This is a genomic window from Streptacidiphilus albus JL83, from assembly GCF_000744705.1.
Classification (GTDB): domain Bacteria; phylum Actinomycetota; class Actinomycetes; order Streptomycetales; family Streptomycetaceae; genus Streptacidiphilus; species Streptacidiphilus albus.
This window is the reverse complement of record NZ_JQML01000001.1, coordinates 7,540,920-7,566,159: the sequence shown is the minus strand read 5'-3', so window position 1 is coordinate 7,566,159 and position 25,240 is coordinate 7,540,920. Positions and strand designations below refer to the sequence as shown.

Below are 25,240 nucleotides of genomic sequence, written 5' to 3'. Positions count from 1 at the left end.
AGTGAACCCGTGAGTGAACCCCTGAAGGTTCCCGTGGACCTGGCCGAGATCGACCTGTCCGACCCGAAGACGTTCTGGACCTACGACATGGACGCGGTCTGGCGCCGGCTGCGCGACGAGCACCCGGTCCACCGCCATCCGGCCACGCCCGAGGGCCGGGAGTTCTGGGTGCTCTCCCGGTACGACGACATCATGGCGATGTACAAGGACGACAAGGGCTTCCTCTCCGCCCCGGGCAACATGCTGGAGTCGCTGCAGAAGCCCGACGGCGATCCGGCCGCCGGCGAGGTGCTGGTCATGACGGACAGCACCGACCACACGGCACTCCGCACGGTCCTGATGAAGTCCTTCACCCCCCGGATCCGGCAACTGGTCGTCGACCGGCTGCAGGCCCATGTGGAGCGGCTGGTCTCGGAGCGGGTGGGCGGCCCGTCCTTCGACTTCGCCCACGAGATCGCCGACGCCATCCCGATGTGGGTGATCTGCGACCTGCTGGGCTTCCCCGAGGAGGACCGCCCGCGGCTGCTGGAGCTGAGCCGGTACGCGCTGAGCGCGGCGGACAGCGACCAGACCGCCGAGGAGCGCTGGCTGATCCGCAACGAGCTGCTCATCTACTGCTCGGAGATGGTGGACGAACGCCGGGACAACCCCGGGGACGACCTGCTCAGCCGGATGGTCGAGGCGCGGGTGGACGGCCGTCCGCTCAGCGACCAGGAGATCATCCTCAACCTTTACGGCTTCCTGCTGGCCGGCGACCACACCAGCCGGCTCGCCATGATCGGCGCGCTGGAGAACCTGGGCAACCGGCCCGACCAGTGGGCCCTGGTGCGGGACGGCGAGGTGCCGATGTCCGCCGTGGTGGAGGAGGTCATCCGGTGGACCTCGCCGGTCATGCACGTCGGCCGCACCGCCGCGTACGACATGGAGTTCGGCGGTGCGCAGATCAAGGCCGGCGACGTGGTGACGGCGTGGAACATCTCGGCCAACCGCGACGAGCGGTTCTTCCCCGACGCCGACCGGTTCGTGCCCGGCCGCACCCCGAACAAGCACCTGGGCTTCGGCCACGGCCCGCACTTCTGCTTCGGCGCCTTCCTGGGCCGGGCGGAGATCAGCACCGTGCTCAGCACCCTGAGCCGGCTGACCAGGACCGTCGAGGTCACCGGTGCCGCCCAGCCCCTGTACTCGACGTTCCTGCGCGGGTACAGCGGCCTGCCGCTGGTGCTCCGCTGACCGTCCCGGCCGCCCGGGCCCACGGGCAGCCCCCTGATTCCGTCGCTGGAGAGCACATGACCGAAGCGCAGCCGAGGATCACCTCCGTCGGCACCGCTGTCCCACCCCACTCGTACAGCCAGCAGGACGTCCTCGACGTCTTCGGCGTCGAGGACCCGAGGATCAGCTCGCTGTTCCTCAACAGCGGGATCAAGACCCGCCACCTGGTCCTGCCGCCACAGGCGCCGGACGGCACCCGGCAGTTGGAGAGCCAGGGCCAACTGCTGCAGAAGCACCGGGAGACCGGCATCGAGATGGGCTCCCGCGCGGTGCGGGCCTGCCTCGACAACGAGGGGGCGAGCCTGGCGGACGTGCGCTACCTGTGCTGCGTCACCTCGACCGGGCTGATGACACCGGGCTTCAGCGCCCGGGTGATCAAGGAGCTCGGGCTCTCCCCGACCACCTCGCGCCTCGACGTGGTCGGGATGGGCTGCAACGCCGGCCTGAACGCCTTCGCGGCGGTCGCCGGCTGGTCCGCCGCCCACCCCGGGCAGCTCGCGGTGATGGTGTGCATCGAGTCCTGCTCGTCCGCCTACGTCTTCGACCGCACCATGCGCACCGCCGTCGTCAACAGCCTGTTCGGCGACGGCTCCGCGGCGATCAGCGTCCGCACCGGCGGGAGCGCCCCGGCGGGCGGGCCGGCCGGTCCGCTCCTGCTGCGGGCCGCCAGCACGCTGGTGCCCGACGCGATCGAGGCCATGCGCTACGACTGGGACGACGACCAGGGCAAGTTCAGCTTCTACCTGGACCAGGACGTGCCCTACGTGGTCGGGGCGCACGCCGAGGAGGTGGTCTCCAGGCTGCTGGAGGGCACCGGGCTGCGGCGCTCGGACATCGCCCACTGGCTGGTGCACTCCGGCGGGCGGAAGGTCATCGACTCGGTCCGGGTCAACCTGGGACTGACGGCGCACGACGTGCGCCACACCACCGGTGTGCTGCGGGACTACGGGAACCTGTCGAGCGGCTCGTTCCTGTTCTCGTACCAGCGGCTCCTGGAAGAGGGAGTCACCCGACCGGGTGACTACGGGGTCCTGATGACGATGGGCCCCGGTTCGACGATCGAAACGGCACTAGTGCGATGGTGAGGAAGACCGTGATGACACACACGCAGAACTCGGGCAGCGGATTCTCCGGAGCGGTACTGGACGGCGAGGCGCCGGTGGTGGTCGAACTGGACACCGCCGCACCGCCGGCCGAGCTGGTCGCGCTGATCAACGACGGCTGCGACCGGGTCGAGGACGCGCCGCACACACCGGCCCTGGTGCTGCGCCTGTCGGCCTCCGGGCCCGGCTCGAACCGGCCGGTGGGCCGGGGATCCGCGAGGTGACCCGCTGGGAGCGCACCGTGCGCCGGGTGGAGCGCCTGGGCGCGCTGACCGTGGTCGCCGCCGACGGCGTGTGCTCCGGCGCCGCCCTGGACCTCTTCCTGGCGGCGGACTACCGCATCGCCGGCACCGGGCTGCGGATGGTGCTGCGGGACCACAACGGCCTGCCGTGGCCGGGCATGACCCTGTACCGGCTGGCCCACCAGGTCGGTTCCGCGCAGGCCCGCCGGCTCCTGCTGCGCGGCGACGCGCTGGCGGTGGAGCACGCGCACGCGCTCGGACTGGTCGACGAGATCAGCGACGACCCGGCGCGCGCCGAGGCCGTGCCCGGCGAGGTGGGGCAGTCCCTGGGCGGCGAGCTGGCCGTCTGCCGACGGCTGGTCCTGGAGGCGATGACGACCAGCTACGAGGACGCCATCGGCACCCACCTGGCCGCCTGCGACCGCTCCCTGCGCCACCGCGCGGCCGCCGGACTGGAGGGGTGACCGTGCCACCGGTCCCCCGGACCGAGCCCCTGCCGGCCGTCACCGGCGTGCTGGAGGAGGACGCCCAGGCCCTGGCCGGGTACGTGGCGCTGGCACGGCAGGCGATCGCGGCGCTGCCCGAGCCGGACGCGCGCGACGCGCGGCAGCGGGACTTCGCGGCCGAGGCCGTCGAGTCCTGCCGCCGGGCGCGCAACACGCTGATGCACCACCACGCCGAGCAGGTCTACGACGTCCTCACCGACGGCCGCCGGCTCCCACTGCGCCTGGACGGGCTCGCCCACGCCGCTGCCGAGCGCTTCCCGGGGCTGGTCCCCGGCCCGGAGCTGATGGCCGTTGAGCAGGCCCGGCCGCAGGCGGAGAAGGAGGGCCTGGAGATCGACCAGGGCATCTTCTTCCGCGGTCTGCTGGCCTCCCCCGACGCCGGCGGGCATCTGATGGACTCGATGCTCCGACCGACCTCCCGGGCCCTGGACCTGCAGGACGCGTTCGGCCGCGAGGACCGGCTCGACCTGGGCTCGGTCCTCGTCGAACTGCGCGACGGCGCCGCGCATTTGACGATCAACAACCAGCACTGCCTGAACGCCGAGGACAACCGGCTGGTCGACGACCTGGAGACGGCCGTCGACCTGGTCCTGCTGGACGACCGGGCCCGCGTCGGCGTCCTCCGCGGCGGGGTGATGACCCACCCGCGCTACCGGGGGCGACGGGTCTTCAGCGCCGGGATCAACCTGCGCGAGCTGCACTCCGGCGGGATCTCCTTCGTGGACTTCCTGCTGCGCCGGGAGCTCGGTCTCATCAGCAAGCTGATGCACGGAATCCTGACCGGCCCCGCCGCCGACGCGTACCCGCACCGCACGGTGCAGAAGCCCTGGTGCGCGGCGGTGGACTCGTTCGCCATCGGCGGCGGCATGCAGCTGCTGCTCGTCTTCGACCAGGTGATCAGCGCCGACGACGCGTTCTTCAGCCTGCCGGCCGCGCAGGAGGGCATCGTCCCTGGCCTGGGCAATCTGCGGCTGCCCCGGCTGGCCGGGCCGCGGCTGTCGCGGAGGGTGATCCTGGGCGGGCGGCGGATCGCGGCCACCGACCCCGAGGCGTCCCTGGTGTGCGACCTGGTGGTGCCGGCCGACGAGCTCGACGCGGCGGTGGAGGAGGCCGTCCGCTCACTGGACAGTCCGGCGGTGGTGGCCAACCGCCGGATGCTCAACCTGGCCGACGAGCCGCGCGAAGGACTGCGCCGCTACCTCGCGGAGTTCGCGCTGGTGCAGGCCCAGCGCCTGTACGCGGACGACGTCGTGACCAAGGCAGGGCGCTTCTCCTCCCGTGAGGAGCCCGCGCCGTGCTAGCCCCCGGCTCCCTCCACGACTCGCTCCAGGACCCGCTGCTCGGCTCCATCGGCTTCCTCAACGAGGTCATGTCGCGCTTCCCGGACGCGATCTCGTTCGCCCCCGGGGCGCCCCACCTGGCGGACCTGCTGGACACCGACGCCACCCGGAGCGTCGACGTCTTCGTGGAGCACCTGCGCCGCACCCGCGGCCTCGACCTGCACGGCGCCCGCCGCCTGCTGTACGAGTACGGCCCGGCCCGCGGTCTGATCAACGACCTGGTGGCCGCGGCCCTGCGCACCGACCACGGTGTCGACGTGCCGCCGGAGGCCGTCGTGATCACCGTCGGGGCCCAGGAGGCCATGCTGCTGACGCTGCGCGCGCTGTTCCGCGACGCCGCCGACGTGCTGGTGGTGGCGGAACCCTGCTTCGTCGGGATCACCGGCGCCGCCCGGTTGCTGGACATCGAGGTGGTCGCGGTGCCGGACACCGACAACGGGCCCGACCTCGACGCCCTCGACGCGGTCTGCGCCCGGCTGGCGGCGCGGGGCCGGCGGGTGCGGGCCATGTACGTGGCCCCCGACTACGCCAACCCGTCCGGCACCGAGATGGACCGGGCGTCCCGCCGGCGGCTGCTGGGGACCGCCGAGCGCGAGGACTTCCTGCTGCTGGAGGACAACGCCTACGGGTTCACCAAGTCCGTGGCGTCCGGGCACCCGCCCGCGCTCAAGGCGATGGACGGCGGCGACCGGGTCGTCCAGATCGGGACCTTCGCGAAGCTCTGCTTCCCCGGGGCCCGGGTCGGCTACGTCGTCGCCGACCAGCCGGTCCGCACCGCGGACGGCCGGATCCGGCTGCTGGCGGACGAGTTGGCCGCGCTCAAGAGCATGGTGACCGTCAACACGTCGCCCCTCTGCCAGGCCGTCATCGGCGGGATGCTGCTGGAGCACGGCGGCTCGTTCGCCGAACTGGCGCGCGAGCGCGGCGCCTTCTACCAGGGCAACCTCACCCTGCTGCTGGAGGCGCTGGAGCGCCACCTGTGCCCGGACGGCCGGGCGCCGCAGGGCGTCAGCTGGAACCGGCCGAGCGGGGGCTTCTTCGTACGGATGCGCCTCCCGGTGACCGTCGACGAGGCGCTGCTGGAGGTGTCCGCCTCCCGCTACGGCGTGCTCTGGACGCCGATGTCCCAGTTCTACCGCGGCCCCGGCGGCGACCGGGAGCTGCGGCTGTCGTGCAGCTACCTCGACCCCGAGGGCATCGACGAGGGCGCTGCCCGGCTGGCTGCCTTCCTCCGCGACATCGGCGCGCACCAGGCCCGCACGGCCTGACCCACCAGCAATGACAGCGGTCCGGCGACAGCCGGCCCGCCGACCCAACACGTTCGGAAGGGATCGGACCAGTGTCGACAATGGACACGCTTCGGCTGATCACGGCGCTCGGGCTGCTCTGCCTGGTCGCCCACGGCTGCGGCTTCCTGTTCTCCAGGCTGCGGCAGCCACCGGTGATCGGCGAGATCGTGGGCGGGATCCTGCTCGGACCCACCTGTCTCCGGCTGGTCGCACCCCATCTCGCGCAGGCGGTCCTCCCCACCTCCGGCCCGGTCGCCGACGGCCTCAACGCGCTCTACCAGATCGGCCAGTTGCTGCTGATCTTCCTGGCCGGCTCCGAGCTGCGGATCAGGGCGGCCGGACGGGAGCGGCGGACCGGCGTCGCGGTGGCCGCGGCCGGCCTGCTGGTGCCGTTCGCGGCCGGTGCGGCGCTGGCGGTCGCCGACGGCGGGCGGTTCGTCGGCCCGCTGGGCTCCTCGGTGACCACGCCGCTGATCGTCGGGATGGCCATGGCCATCGCCGCGATTCCGGTGATCTCGCGGATCATGCTGGACCTCGGGATCGTGGACACCCCGTTCGGGCGCACCGTGCTGATGGTCGCGGTGGTCGAGGACGTCGTGCTGTACGTGGTCCTCGCCCTGGTCCTCGGCATGGGGCACGCCGGGGCGGGCGGCTCGGTGGGGCTCTGGCAGTCCTTCGGCAGCCACTCGCTCGGGCTGACGGCGCTCTACATCGTCACGGTCAGCCTGCTCTTCCTCTGGGCCGGGCTCTCCTGGGGACCGCGCGCCTTCCGCCGGTTGGCGGTGCACCGGTCCAACATCCTGGCGCGGCGCAGCCCGGTCGCGTTCCGCCTGGTCTTCCTCTTCGCGGTGGTGGCCTGCTGCGTCGGCCTCGGCGTCAACTCCGTGTTCGGCGCGCTGATAGCCGGCATCTGCGCCGCGCGCGGCGACGCCGGCACCGAGGACCCGGGGACCGAGGCGCTGGCGGCCCAGGCCTGGGGGGCGATCAGGCAGTTCTCGCTGGCCTTCTTCGTCCCGGTGTTCTTCGCCATGGTCGGGATGAACGTCGACCTCGCCCAGTCCTTCGACCCGCTGTTCTTCGGCTGGTTCCTGCTGGCCGCCTGCGGGGTCAAGACGCTCAGCGTCTGGGGCGCGGCGCGGCTGGCCGGCGAGGAGCGCGGATTCGCCGGCTCGCTCGCGATCGCCCTGAACGCGCGGGGAACGCTGGGCGTGGTGCTGGCCGGGGTCACCTACCAGGCCGGTCTGATCAACAAGCCCTTCTTCACCGTCCTGGTCCTGGTCTCCCTGGTGACCAGTCAACTGGCCGGTTTCAGGCTGGGCCTGACGGCGCATCGGCTGCGCTCGCAGGCCCCCGAGCCGACCGCGGCGGACCGGGAGCGCCCGGGCGTTCCGGTGGAGCTGCGGTGACCGCCGCAGTGGAGCAGGGGAGTTCGCGGCACTCCCGGGTCCGCTACCAGAAGGAGGGCCACCTGGCCCGGATCACCCTCGACCGGCCCGAGGTGCTCAATGCGATGGACCTGCGGATGCACGAGGAACTCGCCGAGATCTGGGACGACTTCGAGGCCGACGACGACCTGTGGGTCGCGGTGCTGGCGGGGTCGGGCACCCGGGCCTTCAGCGTCGGCCAGGACCTCAAGGAGCTCGCCGCCCGGCTCCGCGGCGGCACCGCCGGCACGTCCAGCTTCGGCAGCCGCGGGAAACCGGGCTGGCCACGGCTGACGGAGCGGTTCGGGCTGACGAAACCGGTCGTCGCCAAGGTGCGGGGATACGCCATGGGCGGCGGGTTCGAGCTCGCCCTGGCCTGTGACATCGTCGTCGCCGCCGAGGACGCGGTCTTCGCCCTGCCGGAGGCGAAGCTCGGCCTGATGGCGGGGGCGGGCGGGGTGTTCCGGCTGACCCGGCAGCTGCCGACCCGGACGGCCATGGGTCATCTGCTGACCGGGCGGCCGCTGGACGCGCGGCGCGCCTTCGACCTCGGCCTGGTCAACGAGGTGGTGCCGGCCGAGCAGTTGGACGGCTGCGTGGAGGGCTGGGTGGCCGACGTGCTGCGGTGCGCGCCGCTCTCGGTCAGGGCCGTCAAGGAGGCCGCCGCGATGTCCGCCGCGCTGCCGCTGGAGCAGGCGTTCGCCGCGCACTACCCGCAGGAGGAGCTGCGTCTGCGCAGCTCCGACGCGGTCGAGGGCCCGCTCGCCTTCGCCGAGAAGCGCGCTCCGCAGTGGCGCGCCCGCTGAGCCAGTAAGTCGCTGTCGTGCAGGTTCCTGCTCCCGATCGGCATTGCTCCGGGGGGCACTTGAGACGGAGCGTTCTCATGTAGCCGGACTGCCGGCCAGGTCCGATGTCGGTTTCTTGAGGAGAGTCCACGTGGTTTCCCTGTCCTTCGCTCAGCGGCGGTTGTGGTTCCTGGACCGGTTGGAGGGTCCGTCCGCGACCTACAACCTGTCTCTTGCGGTGCGACTGTCGGGGGTGCTGGACGTGGCGGCGCTGGGCGCCGCGCTGGGCGACGTGGTCGAGCGGCACGAGAGCCTGCGGACGGTGTTCCCCGAGGTCGACGGCGAGCCGGTGCAGCTGGTGCTCGGCGCCGAGCGGTCCGGGGTCGAGCTGCAGGTCGTCCCGGTCGCCGAGGACGCGCTGGAGGAGGCGCTGCGGGCCGCGGGCTCCCGCCCGTTCGACCTGACGGCGGACCTGCCGCTGCGCGCCACCCTGTTCCGGCCGGCCGCCGACGAGTGGGTCCTCTCCCTGGTCTTCCACCACATCGCCACCGACGGCTGGTCCGACGGACCGCTCGGACGCGACCTCTCCCTCGCCTACGCGGCCCGCACCCGGGGCCTGGCCCCGGTGTTCGAGCCGCTGCCGGTCCAGTACCGCGACTACGCCGAGTGGCAGCGCGAGTTGCTGGGCGGGAGCAGCGACCCGGGGAGCCTCGCCGCCCGGCAACTCGACTACTGGCGCGGCGCGCTGACCGGTCTGCCGGAGGAGCTGGAGCTGCCGTCCGACCGCTCCCGCCCCGCGGTGGCCAGCTACACCGGCGGCGCCGTGCCGTTCCGGCTGGACGCCCGGGCGCACCGGGGCCTGGCCGCCGTCGCCCAGGCGACCAACGCGACGATGCTGATGGTGCTCCAGGCGGGTCTCGCCGCACTGCTGTCCCGCCTCGGCGGCGGCAGCGACATCCCCCTCGGCACCGTCGCGGCCGGACGCACCGACGAGGCCTTGGAGGACCTGGTCGGCTTCTTCGTCAACACCCTGGTGCTGCGCTCGGACGTCTCCGGCGACCCGACCTTCGCCGAGCTGGTGGCGCGGGTGCGGCAGACGGACCTGGCCGCGTTCGAGCACCAGGACGTGCCGTTCGAGCAGGTGGTGGAGGCGCTCAACCCGGCCCGCTCGCTGGCCCGGCACCCGCTCTTCCAGGTGGCCTTCGCCGTCCACGAGACCGGTGGCCCGGCGCTGGACCTCGCGGGCGTGCGCGCCACCCCGGTGGCGCTGCCGGCCACCGGGATGGCCAAGTTCGACCTGGACTTCCAGTTCGGCCTGACGAAGGACGACACCGGCGCCGCCGCCGGCATCGAGGGAATGATCGAGTTCGCCGGGGACCTGTACGACCGGGGGACGGTGCAGACCCTGGCCGACCGGCTGGTGCGCTTCCTGGGCGCGCTGGCCGAGGATCCGGCGACGCCGGTGTCCGGTGTCGAGATCCTGGCGGAGGCCGAGCGGCACCAGCTGCTGGAGACGTGGAACGACAGCGCGGTGGCGGTGTCGCAGGTGGCGTCCAGCCTGCAGGAGCTCTTCGCCGTGCAGGCCGCGAAGACCCCCGACGCGATCGCCGTCTGCGGCGGCGCCGAGGAGCGGGAACTGACCTACGCCCAGCTCGACGCCCGCTCCAACCGACTGGCGCGGCGCCTGGTCGAACTCGGCGTCGGCCCCGAGACGCCCGTCGCCGTGCTGATGGAGCGCACCGTCGAGGTCGTCGTCGCCACCCTCGCCATCGTCAAGGCCGGCGGCGTCTACGTCCCCCTGCACAACGGCTACCCGCCCGAGCGCCGCCAGTGGATCACCGACACCGCAGCCGCCCCCGTCCTCCTCGTCGACCGCGCCAAGGCCACCGGCCCCATCCCCACCGGCCCCACCGTCCTCACCGTCGACGACGACGCCCTCCTGGACGGCGTCTCCCCCGCCGCCGTCCACATCCACAGCGAACCCCAGCAGCTCGCCTACGTGATGTACACCTCCGGTTCCACCGGCCTGCCCAAGGGCGTCGCCGTCACCCACCGCGACGTCGTCGAACTCGCCATGGACCGGATGTTCGCCGGCAGCGCCCACCAGCGCGTCCTGATGGCCGCGCCGTACGCCTTCGACCCCTCGACCTACGCCATCTGGGTGCCCCTCCTCAACGGCGGCACCACCGTCGTCGCCCCCGAGGGCAACCTCGAAGTGGCCACCCTGCGCCGGCTCCTCCTCGACGGACGGGTCACCGGACTCGACCTCACCGCAGGCCTCTTCCGGGTCGTCGCCGAAGAGGCCCCCGAGGTCTTCGCCACCGTCCGGGAGGTCCTCACCGGCGGCGACGTCATCTCCCCCGTCGCCGTCCAGCGCGTCCTCGACCACTGCCCCGGCACCAATGTCCGCACCCTGTACGGCCCGACCGAGACCACGCTCTTCGCGACCCAGCGCATGGTGTCCCGCGACGAGCGGTTCAGCAGCACCATTCCGGTGGGACGGCCGCTGGACAACATGCAGATGTACATTCTGGACGCGTGGTTGCGCCCGGTGCCGGTGGGCGTGTCCGGCGAGCTCTACCTGGCCGGCGCGGGTCTGGCCCGCGGCTACCAGGGCCGGGCCGACCTCACCGCCGAGCGGTTCGTGGCGAACGCCTTCGGGGCGCCGGGTTCGCGGATGTACCGCACCGGCGACCTGGTCCGCTGGACCCCCAACGGCGAACTCGACTTCGTCGGCCGGGCCGACGCCCAGGTCAAGATCCGCGGCTTCCGGATCGAACTGGGCGAGATCGAGACGGCCCTGGCCGCCGACGCCCGGGTGGCCCAGTGCGCGGTACTGGCCCTGGCGGTGCCCGGAGGCGAGAAGCGCCTGGCGGCCTACGTCGTACCGACCCCCGGCGCCGACTGGGGCGAACAGGAACTGGCCGACGTCCGCGCCAAGTTGGGCGCGCGACTGCCCGAGTACATGGTCCCCGGCGCGTTCGTGGTCCTGCCGGCCCTGCCACTGACCCCCAACGGAAAACTGGACGCACGGGCACTGCCCAAGGCGGAGTTCACCGCCACGACCGGCTACCGGCCCCCGCGCGACGCCCGCGAGGAGATCCTGTGCACCGTCTTCGCCGAAATGCTCGGCACCGAACGGGTCGGCCTCGACGACGACTTCTTCGCCCTGGGCGGCCACTCCCTGCTGGCCACCCGACTGGTCAGCCGGATCCGCACGGTACTCGGCGTCGAGGCCTCCATCCAGATGCTGTTCGAGGCCCCGACCGTCGCAGGCCTGGCCGAGAAACTGCGCCACGCCGGTGAGCTCGGCACACCACTGCTGCCCGCCCGACGCCCCAACCACCTCCCGCTCTCCTTCGCCCAGCGCCGACTCTGGTTCCTGGACCGACTGGAAGGCCCCTCCGCGACCTACAACCTGTCGCTCGCGGTCCGGCTCTCGGGTGACCTCGATGTCTCCGCGCTGCGGGCGGCCCTGGGCGATGTCCTGGCCCGGCACGAGAGCCTGCGGACGGTCTTCCCCGAGGTGGACGGCGAACCGGTGCAGCTGGTGCTCGGCGCCGACCTGGCCCGGCTCGCACTGCCGGTCGTCCCGGTCACCGAGGACACCCTGGACGAGGCGCTGCGCGCCGAGGGCTCCCACCCCTTCGACCTGGCCACCGACCTCCCGATCCGCACCACCCTCTTCGAACTGGCCCCGGACCAATGGGTGTTGGCGCTGGCGTTCCACCACATCGCCACCGACGGCTGGTCCGACGGACCGCTCGGCCGCGACCTCGCCCGGGCCTACGCGGCCCGTCGTGCGGGCGTCGCGCCGGAGTACCAGCCGCTGCCGGTGCAGTACGCCGACTACGCGCTGTGGCAGCGCGAGGGAGCGGAGCAGCTCTCGGAGCGGCAGTTGACCTTCTGGCAGGAGGAACTGGCCGGTCTGCCAGAGGAGTTGGAGCTCAGGACGGACCGCCCCCGTCCGGCGGTGGCGAGTTACGCGGGCGGGTTGGTCGAGTTCGAGCTGCCGGCCCCGGTCCACTCGGCGCTGCAGGAGCTGGCCCGTGGGCAGCACGCCTCGATGCTGATGGTGCTGCAGGCCGGTCTGGCCGCGCTGCTGTCCCGGCTCGGCGCCGGTACGGACATCCCCCTCGGCACGGTGACGGCGGGGCGCACCGACGAGGCCTTGGCGGAGCTGGTCGGCTTCTTCGTCAACACCCTGGTGCTGCGGTCCGACGTCTCGGGCGACCCCTCGTTCAGCGAGCTGGTGGCCCGGGTGCGGCAGGCCGACCTCGCGGCCTTCGCCCGCCAGGACCTGCCCTTCGAGCAGGTGGTCGAGGCCGTCAACCCGGCCCGCTCGCTGGCCCGCCACCCGCTCTTCCAGGTGGCCTTCGCGGTGCAGGAGGCCGGCGGTCCGCTGGTGGAGCTGCCGGGCGTGCGGTCGGCCGCGGTGGTGGCGCCGGGGACGGGGACGGCCAAGTTCGACCTGGACTTCCAGTTCGGCCTCAGGACGGACGAAACCGGAGCCGCTGCGGGCATCAAGGGCGCGATCGAGTTCGCCGCCGACCTGTACGACCGGGAGACGGTGGAGCTGATCGGGCGCAGGCTGGTGCTGCTCCTCACCGCGGCCGTCGCCGAACCGACCCGACCGATCGGACTGCTGGAGATCCTCGGGGGCGCCGAGCGGGACCGGGTGCTGAGCGAGTGGAACAGCACCGCCGTGGTGGTGCCGCAGCTGGGCTCCTCGCTGCAGGAGTTGTTCGCGGTACAGGTGGCGGGTGCGCCCGATGCGCCGGCGGTCTGCGGCGGCGCTGACGAGCGTGCGTTGACGTACGCGGAGTTGGACGCGCGCTCCAATCGGTTGGCGCGTCGGCTGCTGGAGCTGGGGGTGGGGCCGGAGACCCCGGTGGCGGTGTTGATGGACCGCACGGTCGAGGTCGTGGTCGCGACACTGGCGATCGTGAAGGCCGGTGGCGTGTACGTGCCGTTGCACAACGGGTACCCGCCGGAGCGTCGGCAGTGGATCGTGGACGCGGCCGGGGCGCGGGTGCTGCTGGTGGACCGGGCGAAGGCGGCCGGCGAGGTGCCGGCGTGCGCGGTGGTGCTGACGGTGGACGACGAGGCCGCGTTGGCGGGGGTGTCCTCGGCTGCGGTGGAAGTGCGCAGTGAGCCGCAGCAGTTGGCGTATGTGATGTACACCTCGGGTTCGACCGGACTGCCGAAGGGCGTGGCGGTCACGCACCGGGATGTGGTCGAGCTGGCGATGGACCGGATGTTCGCGGGGGGTGCGCATCGGCGGGTGCTGATGGCGGCGCCGTATGCCTTCGATCCCTCGACCTACGCGATCTGGGTGCCGCTGTTGAACGGTGGCACCACGGTGGTGGCGCCGGAGGGCAATCTTGAGGTGAGCACCCTTCGCCGACTGTTGGTGGAGGGCCAGGTCACCGGGCTGGATCTGACGGCCGGTCTGTTCCGGGTGGTGGCGGAGGAGGCGCCGGAGATCTTCGCGACGGTGCAGGAGGTGTTGACCGGCGGTGACGTGATCTCGCCGGTCGCGGTGCAGCGGGTGCTGGACCACTGCCCGAACACCCATGTGCGCACCACCTACGGCGCGACGGAGACGACCCTCTTCGCGACGCACAAGCTGATGCGCAAGGGCGAGGGGTTCGCCCCCGGGCCCGTCCCGGTGGGCCGGGCGATGGACAACATGCAGGCCTACGTCCTCGATGCCTGGCTGCGTCCGGTGCCGCCCGGGGTCACCGGCGAGATCTACCTGGCCGGTGCGGGTCTGGCCCGCGGCTACAACGGTCGCCCGGATCTGACGGCCGAGCGGTTCGTGGCGAACGCCTTCGGGGCGCCGGGTTCGCGGATGTACCGCACCGGCGACCTGGTCCGGTGGACCCCCAACGGCGAACTCGACTTCGTCGGCCGGGCCGACGCCCAGGTCAAGATCCGCGGCTTCCGGATCGAGCTGGGCGAGATCGAGACGGCCCTGGCCGCCGACGCCCGGGTGGCCCAGTGCGCCGTGCTGGCCCTGGCGGTGCCCGGAGGCGAGAAGCGCCTGGCGGCCTACGTCGTACCGACCCCCGGCGCCGACTGGGGCGAACAGGAACTGGCCGACGTCCGCGCCCGGTTGGGCGCGCGGCTGCCCGAGTACATGGTCCCCGGCGCGTTCGTGGTCCTGCCGGCCCTGCCACTGACCCCCAACGGAAAACTGGACGTACGGGCACTGCCCAAGGCGGAGTTCACCGCCACGACCGGCTACCGGCCCCCGCGCGACGCCCGCGAGGAGATCCTGTGCACCGTCTTCGCCGAAATGCTCGGCACCGAACGGGTCGGCCTCGACGACGACTTCTTCGCCCTGGGCGGCCACTCCCTGCTGGCCACCCGACTGGTCAGCCGGGTCCGCACGGTACTCGGCGTCGAGGCCTCCATCCAGATGCTGTTCGAGGCCCCGACCGTGGCAGGCCTGGCCGAGAAACTGCGCCACGCCGGTGAGCTCGGCACACCACTGCTGCCCGCCCGACGCCCCGACCGCCTCCCCCTCTCCTTCGCCCAGCGCCGACTCTGGTTCCTGGACCGACTGGAAGGCCCCTCCGCGACCTACAACCTCTCCTGGGGCCTGCGGCTCTCCGGCGACCTGGACGTCTCCGCGCTGCGGGCGGCCCTGGGCGATGTCCTGGCCCGGCACGAGAGCCTGCGGACGGTCTTCCCCGAGGTCGACGGCGAACCGGTGCAGCTGGTGCTCGGCGCCGACCTGGCCCGGCTCGCACTGCCGGTCGTCCCGGTCACCGAGGACACCCTGGACGAGGCGCTGCGCGCCGAGGGCTCCCGCCCCTTCGACCTGGCCACCGACCTCCCGATCCGCACCACCCTCTTCGAACTGGCCCCGGACGAGCGGATCCTGTTCCTCGCGTTCCACCACATCGCCACCGACGGCTGGTCCGACGGGCCGCTCGGCCGCGACCTGGCCCGGGCCTACGCGGCCCGTTGCGACGGCCGGGCGCCGGAGTACCGGCCGCTGCCGGTGCAGTACGCCGACTACACCCTCTGGCAGCGCGACTCGCTCGGCGAGAGCACCCTGGAGGGCAGCCGGGCCGCCCGGCAACTGGACTACTGGCGTGGGGCGTTGGCCGGACTGCCGGAGGAGTTGGAGCTGCCGGCCGACCGTTCGCGGCCGGCGGTGGCGAGTTTCGCGGGCGGGGTGGTCGAGTTCGAGCTGCCCGCCCCGGTCCACTCGGCGCTGCTCGACCTGGCCCGGGAGCAGCACGCGACCACGTTCATGGTGCTCCAGGCGGGCTTCGCGGCGCTGCTGTCCCGGCTCGGCGCCGGTACGGACATCCCCCTCGGCACGGTGACGGCGGGGCGCACCGACGAGGCCCTGGAGGAGCTGGTCGGCTTCTTCGTCAACTCGCTGACGCTGCGTTCGGACGTCTCGGGCGACCCCTCCTTCGCCGAGCTGGTGGCCCGGGTGCGGCAGACCGACCTCGCGGCCTTCGCCCACCAGGAGGTGCCCTTCGAGCAGGTGGTCGAGGCCGTCAACCCGGCCCGCTCGCTGGCCCGCCACCCGCTCTTCCAGGTGATGCTGGTGCTCCAGAACCAGGGCGCGGGCGAGATCGGGCTGCCCGGCCTGGCCTCGGAGCTGGTGACGGTCGACGGCAGCACTTCCAAGTTCGACCTGCTGCTCTCGCTACGGGAACGGCGCACCGCGGACGGCGCCGCCGACGGCATGGCCGCGGCCTTCGAGTACGCCGCCGACCTGTACGACCGGGAGACGGTGGAGCTGATCGGGCGCAGGCTGGTGCTGCTCCTCACCGCGGCCGTCGCCGAACCGACCCGACCGATCGGGCAGCTGGAGATCCTGACGGCGGCCGAGCGGCACCAGGTGCTGACGGGCTGGAACGACACCGCCCGGCCGGTGGCCGCGGCCACCGTGCCCGAGCTGTTCCAGGCCCAGGTGGCGCGGACACCCGGGGCGACCGCCGTGGTCTTCCAGGGCGTGGCGTCGACCTACGCCGAGCTGAACACCCGGGCCAACCGGCTGGCGCGGCTGCTGATCGCGCAGGGGGCCGGCCCGGAGCGGTTCGTGGCGGTGGCGCTGCCCCGCTCGGCGGACCTGATGGTCGCGCTGCTCGCGGTGCTGAAGTCGGGCGCCGGGTACGTGCCGGTGGATCCGAACTACCCCGCCGACCGGATCGCCTACCTGCTCGGAGACGCCGCCCCGACCGTGGTGCTGACCAGCAGTGAGGTCGCGGGGGTGCTGCCCGAGGGCGTCGACGCGCCCCGGATCCTGCTGGACGGGCTCGACCTCGGCGCCGGGGACGCGTCCGACCTGTCCGACGCCGAGCGGCTCTCACCGCTGTGCCTGGGCACGCCGGCCTACGTGATCTACACCTCCGGCTCGACCGGGCGTCCCAAGGGCGTGGTGGTCGCCCACGCGAGCGTCGCCAACCTGCTCTCCTGGGCGGTGCGGGAGTTCACCGCCGGGGAGCTCTCCCGGGTGCTGGCCTCGACCTCGCTGAACTTCGACGTGTCGGTGTTCGAGCTGTTCGCCCCGCTGGTCTCGGGCGGCAGCATCGAGATCGTCCGTGACCTGCTGGCGTTGGCCGACGGCTCCGCGGGGAGCTGGTCCGGCAGTCTGATCAGTGCGGTGCCCTCGGCGCTGGACCAGATCCTGAGCAGTGGCGCGACCCGGACGCAGGCCACGGCCGGCACCGTGGTGCTGGCCGGCGAGGCGCTCTCGGCCCACGCGGTGCGGGGCATCCGGCAGGCCCTGCCGGGGGCGCGGGTCGCCAACATCTACGGCCCCACCGAGGCGACGGTGTACAGCACGGCCTGGTCCACGGACCGGGAGGTGGACCGCACGCCGCCGATCGGGCGGCCGATCGACAACGCCCGGACGCACGTGCTGGACGCCTGGTTGCGTCCGGTGCCGGCCGGGGTGGCCGGTGAGCTGTACATCTCGGGGGCCGGCCTGGCCCGGGGCTACCTGAACCGGGCGGGGCTGACGGCGGAGCGGTTCGTCGCGGACCCGTTCGGCGGGCCGGGCGAGCGGATGTACCGCACCGGCGACCGGGTGCGCTGGACGCCCGACGGCGACCTGGAGTACCTCGGCCGGGCCGACGACCAGGTGAAGCTGCGCGGCTTCCGGATCGAGCTCGGCGAGATCGAGTCGGTGCTGGCCGAGCACGCCTCGGTGGCCCAGGTCGCGGTGGTCGTCCGGGAGGACCAGCCCGGCGAGAAGCGCCTGGTCGCGTACGTCGTCGGCAGCGACGGCACGCCGAACCTCGCGCTGCTGCGCAACGTCGTCCAGCGGCGGCTGCCGGAGTACATGGTGCCGACGGCCTTCGTGCCGCTGGAGGCGCTGCCGCTGACCCCCAACGGGAAGCTCGACCGCCGTGCGCTGCCGGCCCCCGCCCTGGCGGCGGCGGGCGGGGGGCGGCAGGCGCGCACCCCGCAGGAGGAGCTCCTCTGCTCGGTCTTCGCCGAGCTGCTCCGGGTGGCGCGGGTGGGGATCGACGACAGCTTCTTCGACCTGGGCGGCCACTCGCTGCTGGCCACCCGGCTGGTCAGCCGGGTGCGGTCGGTGCTCGGCGCCGAGCTGCCGATCCGGGCGGTGTTCGAGACACCGACCGTCGCCGGCCTGGTGGGGGCGCTGGAGGTGGGCGGCCGGGTGCGCCCGGCGATCGAGGCCGTCGAGCGCCCGGGTCTGGTGCCGCTGTCGGCCGCGCAGCGACGCATGTGGTTCTTCGACCGGTTGGAGGGTCCGTCCTCGACCTACAACGTCCAGTGGGGACTGCGACTGCACGGTGAGCTGAACGCCGCCGTGCTGCGGGCGGCGCTGAACGACGTGCTGACCCGGCACGAGAGCCTGCGCACGGTCTTCCCCGAGGTGGACGGCGAACCGGTGCAGCTGGTGCTCGGCGTCGACCGGGCCGAGCTCGCGCTGCCGGTGGTCCCGGTCACCGAGGACGGGCTGGACGGGGCGATGCAGGCCGAGTTCGCGCAGCCCTTCGACCTGGCGGCCGATCTGCCGATCCGGGCCAAGCTGTTCCGGGTCGCGGCCGACGACCACACGCTGTTCGTGGTGTTCCACCACATCACCACCGACGGCTGGTCGACCGGCCCGTTCGGTCTCGACCTCTCGCAGGCCTACGCCGCCCGGTTGGACGGCAGGGCGCCGGTCTTCGAGCCGCTGCCGGTGCAGTACGCGGACTACACCCTGTGGCAGCGGGACCTGCTCAGTGACGAGTCGAACCCGCAGAGCCTGGCGGGGGTCCAGCTCGCCTTCTGGCGGGAGGCGTTGGCCGGCCTGCCCGAGGAGCTGGAGCTGCCCGCGGACCGGCCGCGTCCGGCGGTCGCCAGCTACCGCGGCGCGAGCGTGCGGTACCGGGTGGAGCCGGAGGTGCACCAGGGGCTGGGCCGACTCGCGCGGGCGACCAACGCCACCACCTTCATGGTCGTGCAGGCCGCCGTCTCGGCGCTGCTGTCGCGGCTGGGCGCGGGCACCGACATCCCGCTGGGGACGGCCATGGCGGGGCGTACCGACGAAGCCGTGGAGCACCTGGTCGGGTTCTTCGTCAACACGCTGGTGCTGCGCGCCGACGTCTCGGGCGACCCGACGTTCACCGAGCTGGTGGCGCGGGTGCGGGAGGCCGATCTCGCGGCCTTCGCCCACCAGGACATCCCCTTCGAGCAGGTGGTCGAGGCCGTCAACCCGGTCCGCTCGCTGGCCCGGCACCCGCTCTTCCAGACGCTGCTGACCTGGCAGAAGCTCTCGGGTGACACGGAGTGGATGGAGCTGCCCGGTCTGCGGGTGGACGCCGGCGCCGTCGAGAGCGACACGTCCAAGTTCGACTTCAGCCTCCTCATGGCCGCCGCCGGCGCGGACGGTGCCGAGGCGGGCATCGACATCCTGGTGGAGTACGCCACCGACCTCTACGACGGGGAGACCATCGAGCTGATGATCACCCGGCTGCTGCGGCTGATGGCGGCCGTCGCCGCCGACCCGCAGCAACGGCTCAGCCGGATCGACCTGCTGAACGCCGGGGAGCGGCGGCAGCTGCTGCAGGAGTGGAGCGGCGAGGAGGTCGCGTCGACCGACCTCGCCCTGCCGGACCTGTTCGCCGCCCAGGCGGCGCGGACCCCGGACGGCGTCGCGGTGGAGGCCGCGGACGCGGTGCTGACCTACGCGGAGCTGAACGACCGCGCGAACCGGCTGGCCCGGCTGCTGGTCCGACGCGGCGTCGGTCCCGAGACCTTCGTCGCGGTGGTCGTGCCCCGCTCCGCCCAGCTGATCGTCGCCTTCCTGGCGGTGCTCAAGGCGGGCGCGGCCTACCTCCCGGTCGACCCGGCCTATCCCGAGGACCGGATCGGCTTCGTCCTGGCGGACGCCGCGCCGACCCTGGTGGTGACGGTGGACCGGCTGGCCGACCGCCTCGACGGCCACGACCTGCTCGTTCTGGACGGGCCCGACACCGCCGCCGCCCTGGCGCGGCAGCCGCACGGGGACCTGACCGACCGGGACCGCCTCGCCCCGCTCAGGCCGGAGAGCCCGGCGTACGTCATCTACACCTCGGGCTCGACCGGCCGGCCCAAGGGCGTGGTGGTCCCCGCTCTGGTGCTGCTCAACCTGATGAGCTGGCACGCGGCGGAGATCCCGGCCGGACCGGGCACCCGGGTCGCCCAGTTCAGCGCGATCAGCTTCGACGCGTCCGAGCAGGAGATCCTCTCCGCCCTGCTGAACGGCAAGACCCTCGCGATCCCGACCGAGGACACCCGGCTGAGCCCGCCGGAACTGGCGGCCTGGCTCGACCGGGAGGGCATCCACGAGTTCTTCGCCCCCGACCTGGTGGTGCGCTCGGTCTACGAGGCCGCGGCCGAACAGGGCCTGGCGCTCGCCGAGTTGCGGGAGGTCTTCCAGGCCGGTGAGCCGCTGCACCTGACGGACCAGGTCAAGGAGTTCCACGCCGAGCGGCCGGGTGTGACCCTGCACAACCACTACGGGCCCTCGGAGACCCATGTCATCACCGCGCTCAGCCTGTCGGGTCCGGCGCAGTCCATGGCCGACTGGCGCGCCGTCGCGCCGATCGGGCGGCCCATCCGGAACTGCCGGACGCACGTCCTGGACGAACACCTCCAGCCGGTGCCGGTGGGCATCGTCGGTGAGCTCTACCTCGCGGGCGCCGGTCTGGCCCGCGGCTACCTGAACCGGGCCGGGCTGACCGGCCAGCGGTTCGTGGCCAACCCGTACGACGGGCCCGGCGCGCGGATGTACCGGACCGGTGACCTGGTCCGCTGGCTGCGCGACGGCACCCTGGAGTTCATCGGCCGGGCCGACGACCAGATCAAGATCCGGGGCATCCGGGTCGAACTGGGCGAGATCAACGCGGTGGTGGGCCGGCACCCGCAGGTCGCCAAGGCGGCGGCCCTGGTGCGCGAGGACGTCCCCGGGGACAAGCGGCTGGTCGTGTACGTGGTGCCGCAGTCCGGGGCCGACGTGCCCGAGCCGGCCGAACTGCGCCGCCACGCCGCCGAGATCCTGCCCTCCGCGCTGGTGCCCTCGGCCTTCGTCACGGTCGACGCGCTGCCGCTCAACTCCAACGGGAAACTGGACCGGCGCGCCCTGCCCGAACCGGACTACGCGGCGGCGGGCGCGGGCTTCCGCGCCGCCCGCACCCCCCGGGAGGAGATGCTCTGCTCGGTGTTCGCCGAGGTGCTCCGGGTGGAGCGGGTCGGGATCGACGACGGCTTCTTCGACCTGGGCGGCCACTCGCTGCTGGCCACCCGGCTGGTCAGCCGGGTGCGGGCGGTGCTCGGCGAGGAACTCGGCCTGCGGGACGTGTTCGAGACGCCCACGGTCGCCGCCCTGGCGGAGCGGATCGAGCGGGCGGGCGGCCGCACCAGGGCCGCCCTGGTGCCCGTCGCGCGCCCCGAACTGGTTCCGCTCTCCTACGCGCAGCGCCGGCTCTGGTTCATCGGTGAGCTGGAGGGGCCGAGCAGCACGTACAACGTGCCGCTGGTGCTGCGGCTGACCGGGCAGCTGGACGCCGAGGCGCTGCGGCTGGGGCTGGACGATCTGCTGGCGCGGCACGAGAGCCTGCGGACCGTGTTCGGCTCGCAGGACGGCGAGCCGTTCCAGCGCGTGCTCCCGGTGGACCGGGTGGAGCTCGGCACGGGCTGGACCCGGGTCGGCGCCGAGGAGCTGTCCGACCGGGTGGCCCGGGCCTGCGGGTACGCGTTCGACCTCGCGGTCGACCTGCCGGTGCGCGCCGAGGTGTTCTCGACCGGACCGGACGAGCACGTGCTGGTGCTGCTGATGCACCACATCGTCTGCGACGGCTGGTCGCTGAAGCCGCTGGCGGACGACCTGGCCCGGGCCTACGCCGCCCGGCTGGACGGCGCGGCGCCGGTCTTCGAGCCGCTGCCGGTGCAGTACGCGGACTACACCCTGTGGCAGCACGAGCTGCTGGGCGAGGCCGGGAACCCGGACAGCATCCTCGCGCGGCAGACCGCCTACTGGAAGGAGACGCTGGCCGGTCTGCCCGAGGAGCTGGCGCTGCCGACCGACCGGCCCCGGCCCACCACGGCCGACCACCGCGGTGACACCGTGCAGTTCTCCGTGGACGCCGAGCTGTACGACCGGGTCCGGGCCCTGGCCCGCCAGGCCGGCGTGACCCCGTTCATGATCGCCCAGGCCTGCCTGGCCACCCTGCTCACCCGGCTCGGGGCGGGCACCGACATCCCCCTGGGAACCCCGGCCGCCGGGCGGCTGGACGAGTCGCTGGACGACCTGGTGGGCCTGTTCATCAACACGCTGGTGCTGCGCACCGACACCTCGGGCGACCCGACCTTCCGGGAGCTGCTGGCGCGGGTCCGGGAGACCGACCTGTCGGCCTTCCACCACCAGGACCTGCCGTTCGAACTGCTGGTGGAACTCCTCAACCCGGCGCGGTCGCTGGCCCGCCACCCGCTGTTCCAGACCATGCTCGTGTTCCAGAACAACGAGCGGGCCGAGTACGCGATGCCGGGCCTGGAGGTGCGGGACTTCGAGGAGAGCGGCGCCGGCGTGGCCAAGTTCGACCTGATGGTCGTGCTGATGGAACAGGACGCCGCAGGACCGGGGACCAGCCTGGACGGCGCCGTCAACTTCGCGGTCGACCTGTTCGACCGCAGCACGGTCCAGGACTTCGCGCAGCGGTTCGTCCGGCTGCTCGACACGCTGACCGCCGACCCGGACCGGCCGATCGGCGCCGCCGAGGTGCTGGAGGCAGCCGAGCGGCACCGGCTGCTGGAGGGCTGGAACGACACCGCAGGACCGGTGGCCGGGGTGACCGTGCCGGAGATGTTCGAGGCCCAGGTGGCACGGACGCCCGGGGCGACCGCCGTGGTCGGCGGGGAGGTCCGGCTGAGTTACGCGGAGCTGAACGCGCGGGCGAACCGGCTGGCGCGGCGGCTGGTGGCCTGCGGGGCCGGTCCGGAACGGTTCGTGGCGGTGGCGCTGCCCCGCTCGGCGGAGCTGCTGGTCGCCCTGCTCGCGGTGCTGAAGTCGGGCGCCGCGTACGTGCCGGTGGATCTGACGTACCCCGCCGACCGCCTCGGCTACCTGCTCCGGGACTCGCAGCCGGCGGTGGTGCTGACCAGCGCCGGGGCGGCGGAGGCGCTGCCCGGCGGCGTCGATGCGCCCAAGGTGCTGCTCGACGGGCTGGATCTGACGGTGGGAGACGGGTCGGACCTGTCCGACCGGGAGCGGCTGTCCGCGCTCTCGCCGAGCAGCCCGGCCTACGTGATCTACACCTCGGGTTCGACCGGGCGCCCCAAGGGGGTGGTGGTCGAGCAGGCGAGTGTGGTGAACCTGCTGTCCTGGGCCTCGCGGGAGTTCGCCTCGGGTGAGCTCTCCCGGGTGCTGGCGTCGACCTCGTTGAACTTCGACGTGTCGGTGTTCGAGCTGTTCGCCCCGCTGGTGTCGGGCGGCAGCATCGAGGTGGTCAGGGACCTGCTGGCGCTGGCGGACGGAACGGTGGACGCCTGGTCGGGCAGTCTGATCAGTGCGGTGCCCTCGGCGCTGGAGCAGGTGCTGGCGGCCGGCGCGGCGGGGACCTGGCCGGTGGCCGGGACGGTGGCGCTGTGCGGCGAGGCGCTGACGGCCCGTTCGGTGCAGGGCATCCGGCGCGCCCTGCCGGAGGCGAGGATCGCGAACATCTACGGTCCGACCGAGGCCACGGTGTACAGCACCACGTGGGCGGTGGAGGGGGAGGCCGACGGTGTCCCGCCGATCGGGCGCCCGATGTCCAACGTCCGCGCCTACGTGCTGGACGCCGGGCTGCGGCCGGTGCCGGCCGGCGTGCTCGGCGAGCTGTACCTGGCGGGTGCGGGGCTGGCCCGCGGCTACCACGGGCGGCCGGATCTGACGGCGGAGCGGTTCGTCGCCGATCCCTTCGGCGGGCCCGGCGTCCGGATGTACCGGACGGGCGACCTGGCGCGCTGGACCCGCGAGGGCGTCCTCGACTTCGTCGGCCGGACGGACGACCAGGTGAAGGTGCGCGGCTACCGGATCGAGCTCGGTGAGATCGAGTCGGTGCTGGCCGAGCACGCCTCGGTGGCCCAGGTCGTGGCGGTGGTGCGGGAGGCCCGGCCGGGTGACAAGCGGCTGGTCGCCTACGTCGTCGGGGCCGGCGTCCGGCCGGACGTCGCCGAGCTGCGCGGATTCCTCCGGGGGCGGGTGCCGGAGTACATGGTGCCCTCGGCCTTCGTGGTGCTGGACGCACTGCCGTTGACGCTGAACGGGAAGCTGGACCGCCGGGCGCTGCCCGCTCCGGAGTTCGCGGCGGTGAGTGCGGGACGGTTGCCGCGTTCGCCGCGCGAGGAGGTGCTGTGCTCGGTCTTCGCCGAGGTGCTCGGGGTCGAGCAGGTGGGCGTCGACGACAACTTCTTCGAGCTGGGCGGCCACTCGCTGCTGGCCACCCGGCTGATCAGCCGGGTGCGCGAGGTGCTCGGCGTGCAGGTCTCGATCAGGGCCCTGTTCACCGCCCCGACGGTCGCCGGGTTCGCCGGGCAGCTGGCGGACTCCGACGGCGAGGACGCGCTGGCGGTCCTGCTGCCGCTGCGCGCCGGCGGCACCCGGGCCCCGCTCTTCTGCGTCCACGCCGTCTCGGGGATCAGCTGGGTGTACGCGGGCCTGCTGCGCCACCTCGACCCCGACCGCCCGGTCTACGGGCTCCAGGCCCGCAGCTTCACCGAACCGGGCAGCTCCGCCGGGTACGGGGAGGTGGTGGACGACTACGTCGACCGGATCCGTTCGGTCCAGCCGCACGGCCCGTACCACCTGCTCGGCTGGTCGCTCGGCGGCGTCATCGCCCACGGGATCGCCGTCCGGCTCCAGCAGGAGGGCGAGCGGGTGGAGACGCTGTCGATGATGGACAGCTACCCGGTCCGGGAGGAGGACTCCGGGATCCGCCTGGAGCAGGACGACCCGGACACGCTGGCCCAGCTGTCGGCGTTCGTGGAGCGGCATGCCGTCGCGGTCGGGATCCTGACCGAGAGCCTGGGCGAGCGCGCGATCCCGGCGCTCGCCGAGGCCTACCTGAACGGCGGCAACCTCCTGCGCAGCGCCGAGCTCGGGGTGTTCCAGGGCGACGTGCTGTACTTCTCCGCCACCGCCGAGCCCGGCTTCCACACCGACCGCCTGAAGCGGTGGGAGCCCTATCTGGCGGGCGCCCTCGACGTGCACCCGGTGGACTCCACCCACGACGAGATGACCCAGGTCGCGCCGCTGGCGAGGATCGGGTCGGTGCTGGCCGAACGGCTGCGCGGCGGCAACTGATGTCATGCAACTTCCTGCGACACCAGGCCCGTTGCCTGCGGGTTCGGCTCTGACGCAGGGTTCTACCAGGGGTTGCCCCGGTCGCCCGCCGACCGGGGCGGCCCCGCCCACCGCACCACCCACACGAACCAGGCCCGGGTGACCCGGGCCGCCCGGAAGAGGAGTGACACCCCATGACGAACCCGTTCGAGAACGAGGACGGCACGTACCTGGTGCTGGTCAACGACGAGAACCAGCACTCGCTGTGGCCCGAGCAGATCGAGCTGCCCGCCGGCTGGAGCACCGCCCACGGGCCCGCCGCGCGCACCGAGTGCCTCGACTTCATCAATGTGACCTGGACCGACATGCGCCCGCGCAGCCTCGCCGCGCTGATGGACCAGGCGCGCTGACCCTGGCCCCGGGGCGGGTTCACCCGCCTGCCCGTCCGCTTCGTCGCCGTCGGCGGAACCCCGCCCGGAGCCACCCCGAAGAGAGT

At 73.0% G+C, this 25,240-nt stretch carries 9 protein-coding genes and 1 pseudogene; all 10 read left to right on the top strand.

Going from position 1 to position 25,240, the window contains the following annotated elements:
• Nucleotides 1-9: 9 nt before the first annotated feature.
• The 10 genes and pseudogenes from BS75_RS32925 (at nucleotide 10) to BS75_RS32885 (ending at nucleotide 25,154) form a co-directional block, all read left to right on the top strand.
• Complete coding sequence (locus BS75_RS32925; protein ID WP_042439546.1) at nucleotides 10-1,230, top strand: cytochrome P450; 1,221 nt, start codon at nucleotides 10-12, stop codon at nucleotides 1,228-1,230.
• 56 nt (nucleotides 1,231-1,286) lie between these two features.
• Entirely contained in the window at nucleotides 1,287-2,354 is a 1,068-nt protein-coding gene (dpgA, locus tag BS75_RS32920) for a 3,5-dihydroxyphenylacetyl-CoA synthase DpgA (protein ID WP_034090844.1), read from the top strand.
• Between the two features lie 11 nt (nucleotides 2,355-2,365).
• Nucleotides 2,366-2,596: a hypothetical protein gene (locus tag BS75_RS49605; RefSeq protein WP_052069980.1), complete on the top strand. Its 231-nt coding sequence runs from the start codon at nucleotides 2,366-2,368 to the stop codon at nucleotides 2,594-2,596.
• A complete protein-coding gene (dpgB, locus tag BS75_RS43610; protein ID WP_052069978.1) occupies nucleotides 2,593-3,078 on the top strand; it encodes an enoyl-CoA-hydratase DpgB in 486 nt (161 codons plus the stop codon). The genes BS75_RS49605 and dpgB overlap by 4 nt, the downstream gene beginning before the upstream one ends.
• Nucleotides 3,075-4,421, top strand: a complete 1,347-nt coding sequence (gene dpgC, locus BS75_RS32910; protein ID WP_034090843.1) for a (3,5-dihydroxyphenyl)acetyl-CoA 1,2-dioxygenase DpgC — start codon at nucleotides 3,075-3,077, stop codon at nucleotides 4,419-4,421. The genes dpgB and dpgC overlap by 4 nt, the downstream gene beginning before the upstream one ends.
• Nucleotides 4,415-5,728, top strand: coding sequence for an aminotransferase-like domain-containing protein (locus BS75_RS32905; protein ID WP_034090842.1), 1,314 nt, complete (start codon nucleotides 4,415-4,417; stop codon nucleotides 5,726-5,728). Before dpgC ends, BS75_RS32905 begins: the two co-directional genes overlap by 7 nt.
• Before the next feature lie 80 nt (nucleotides 5,729-5,808).
• Nucleotides 5,809-7,155: a cation:proton antiporter gene (locus BS75_RS32900; RefSeq protein WP_052069977.1), complete on the top strand. Its 1,347-nt coding sequence runs from the start codon at nucleotides 5,809-5,811 to the stop codon at nucleotides 7,153-7,155.
• Nucleotides 7,152-7,979, top strand: a complete 828-nt coding sequence (dpgD, locus tag BS75_RS32895; RefSeq protein ID WP_042439544.1) for an enoyl-CoA-hydratase DpgD — start codon at nucleotides 7,152-7,154, stop codon at nucleotides 7,977-7,979. The genes BS75_RS32900 and dpgD overlap by 4 nt, the downstream gene beginning before the upstream one ends.
• A 121-nt stretch (nucleotides 7,980-8,100) precedes the next feature.
• Nucleotides 8,101-24,765, top strand: a pseudogene (locus tag BS75_RS32890) (non-ribosomal peptide synthase/polyketide synthase); the annotation flags it as partial.
• 173 nt (nucleotides 24,766-24,938) lie between these two features.
• Nucleotides 24,939-25,154 (top strand): MbtH family protein, encoded by a 216-nt coding sequence (locus BS75_RS32885; RefSeq protein WP_034090841.1) that lies wholly within the window; start codon nucleotides 24,939-24,941, stop codon nucleotides 25,152-25,154.
• Nucleotides 25,155-25,240 lie beyond the last annotated feature (86 nt).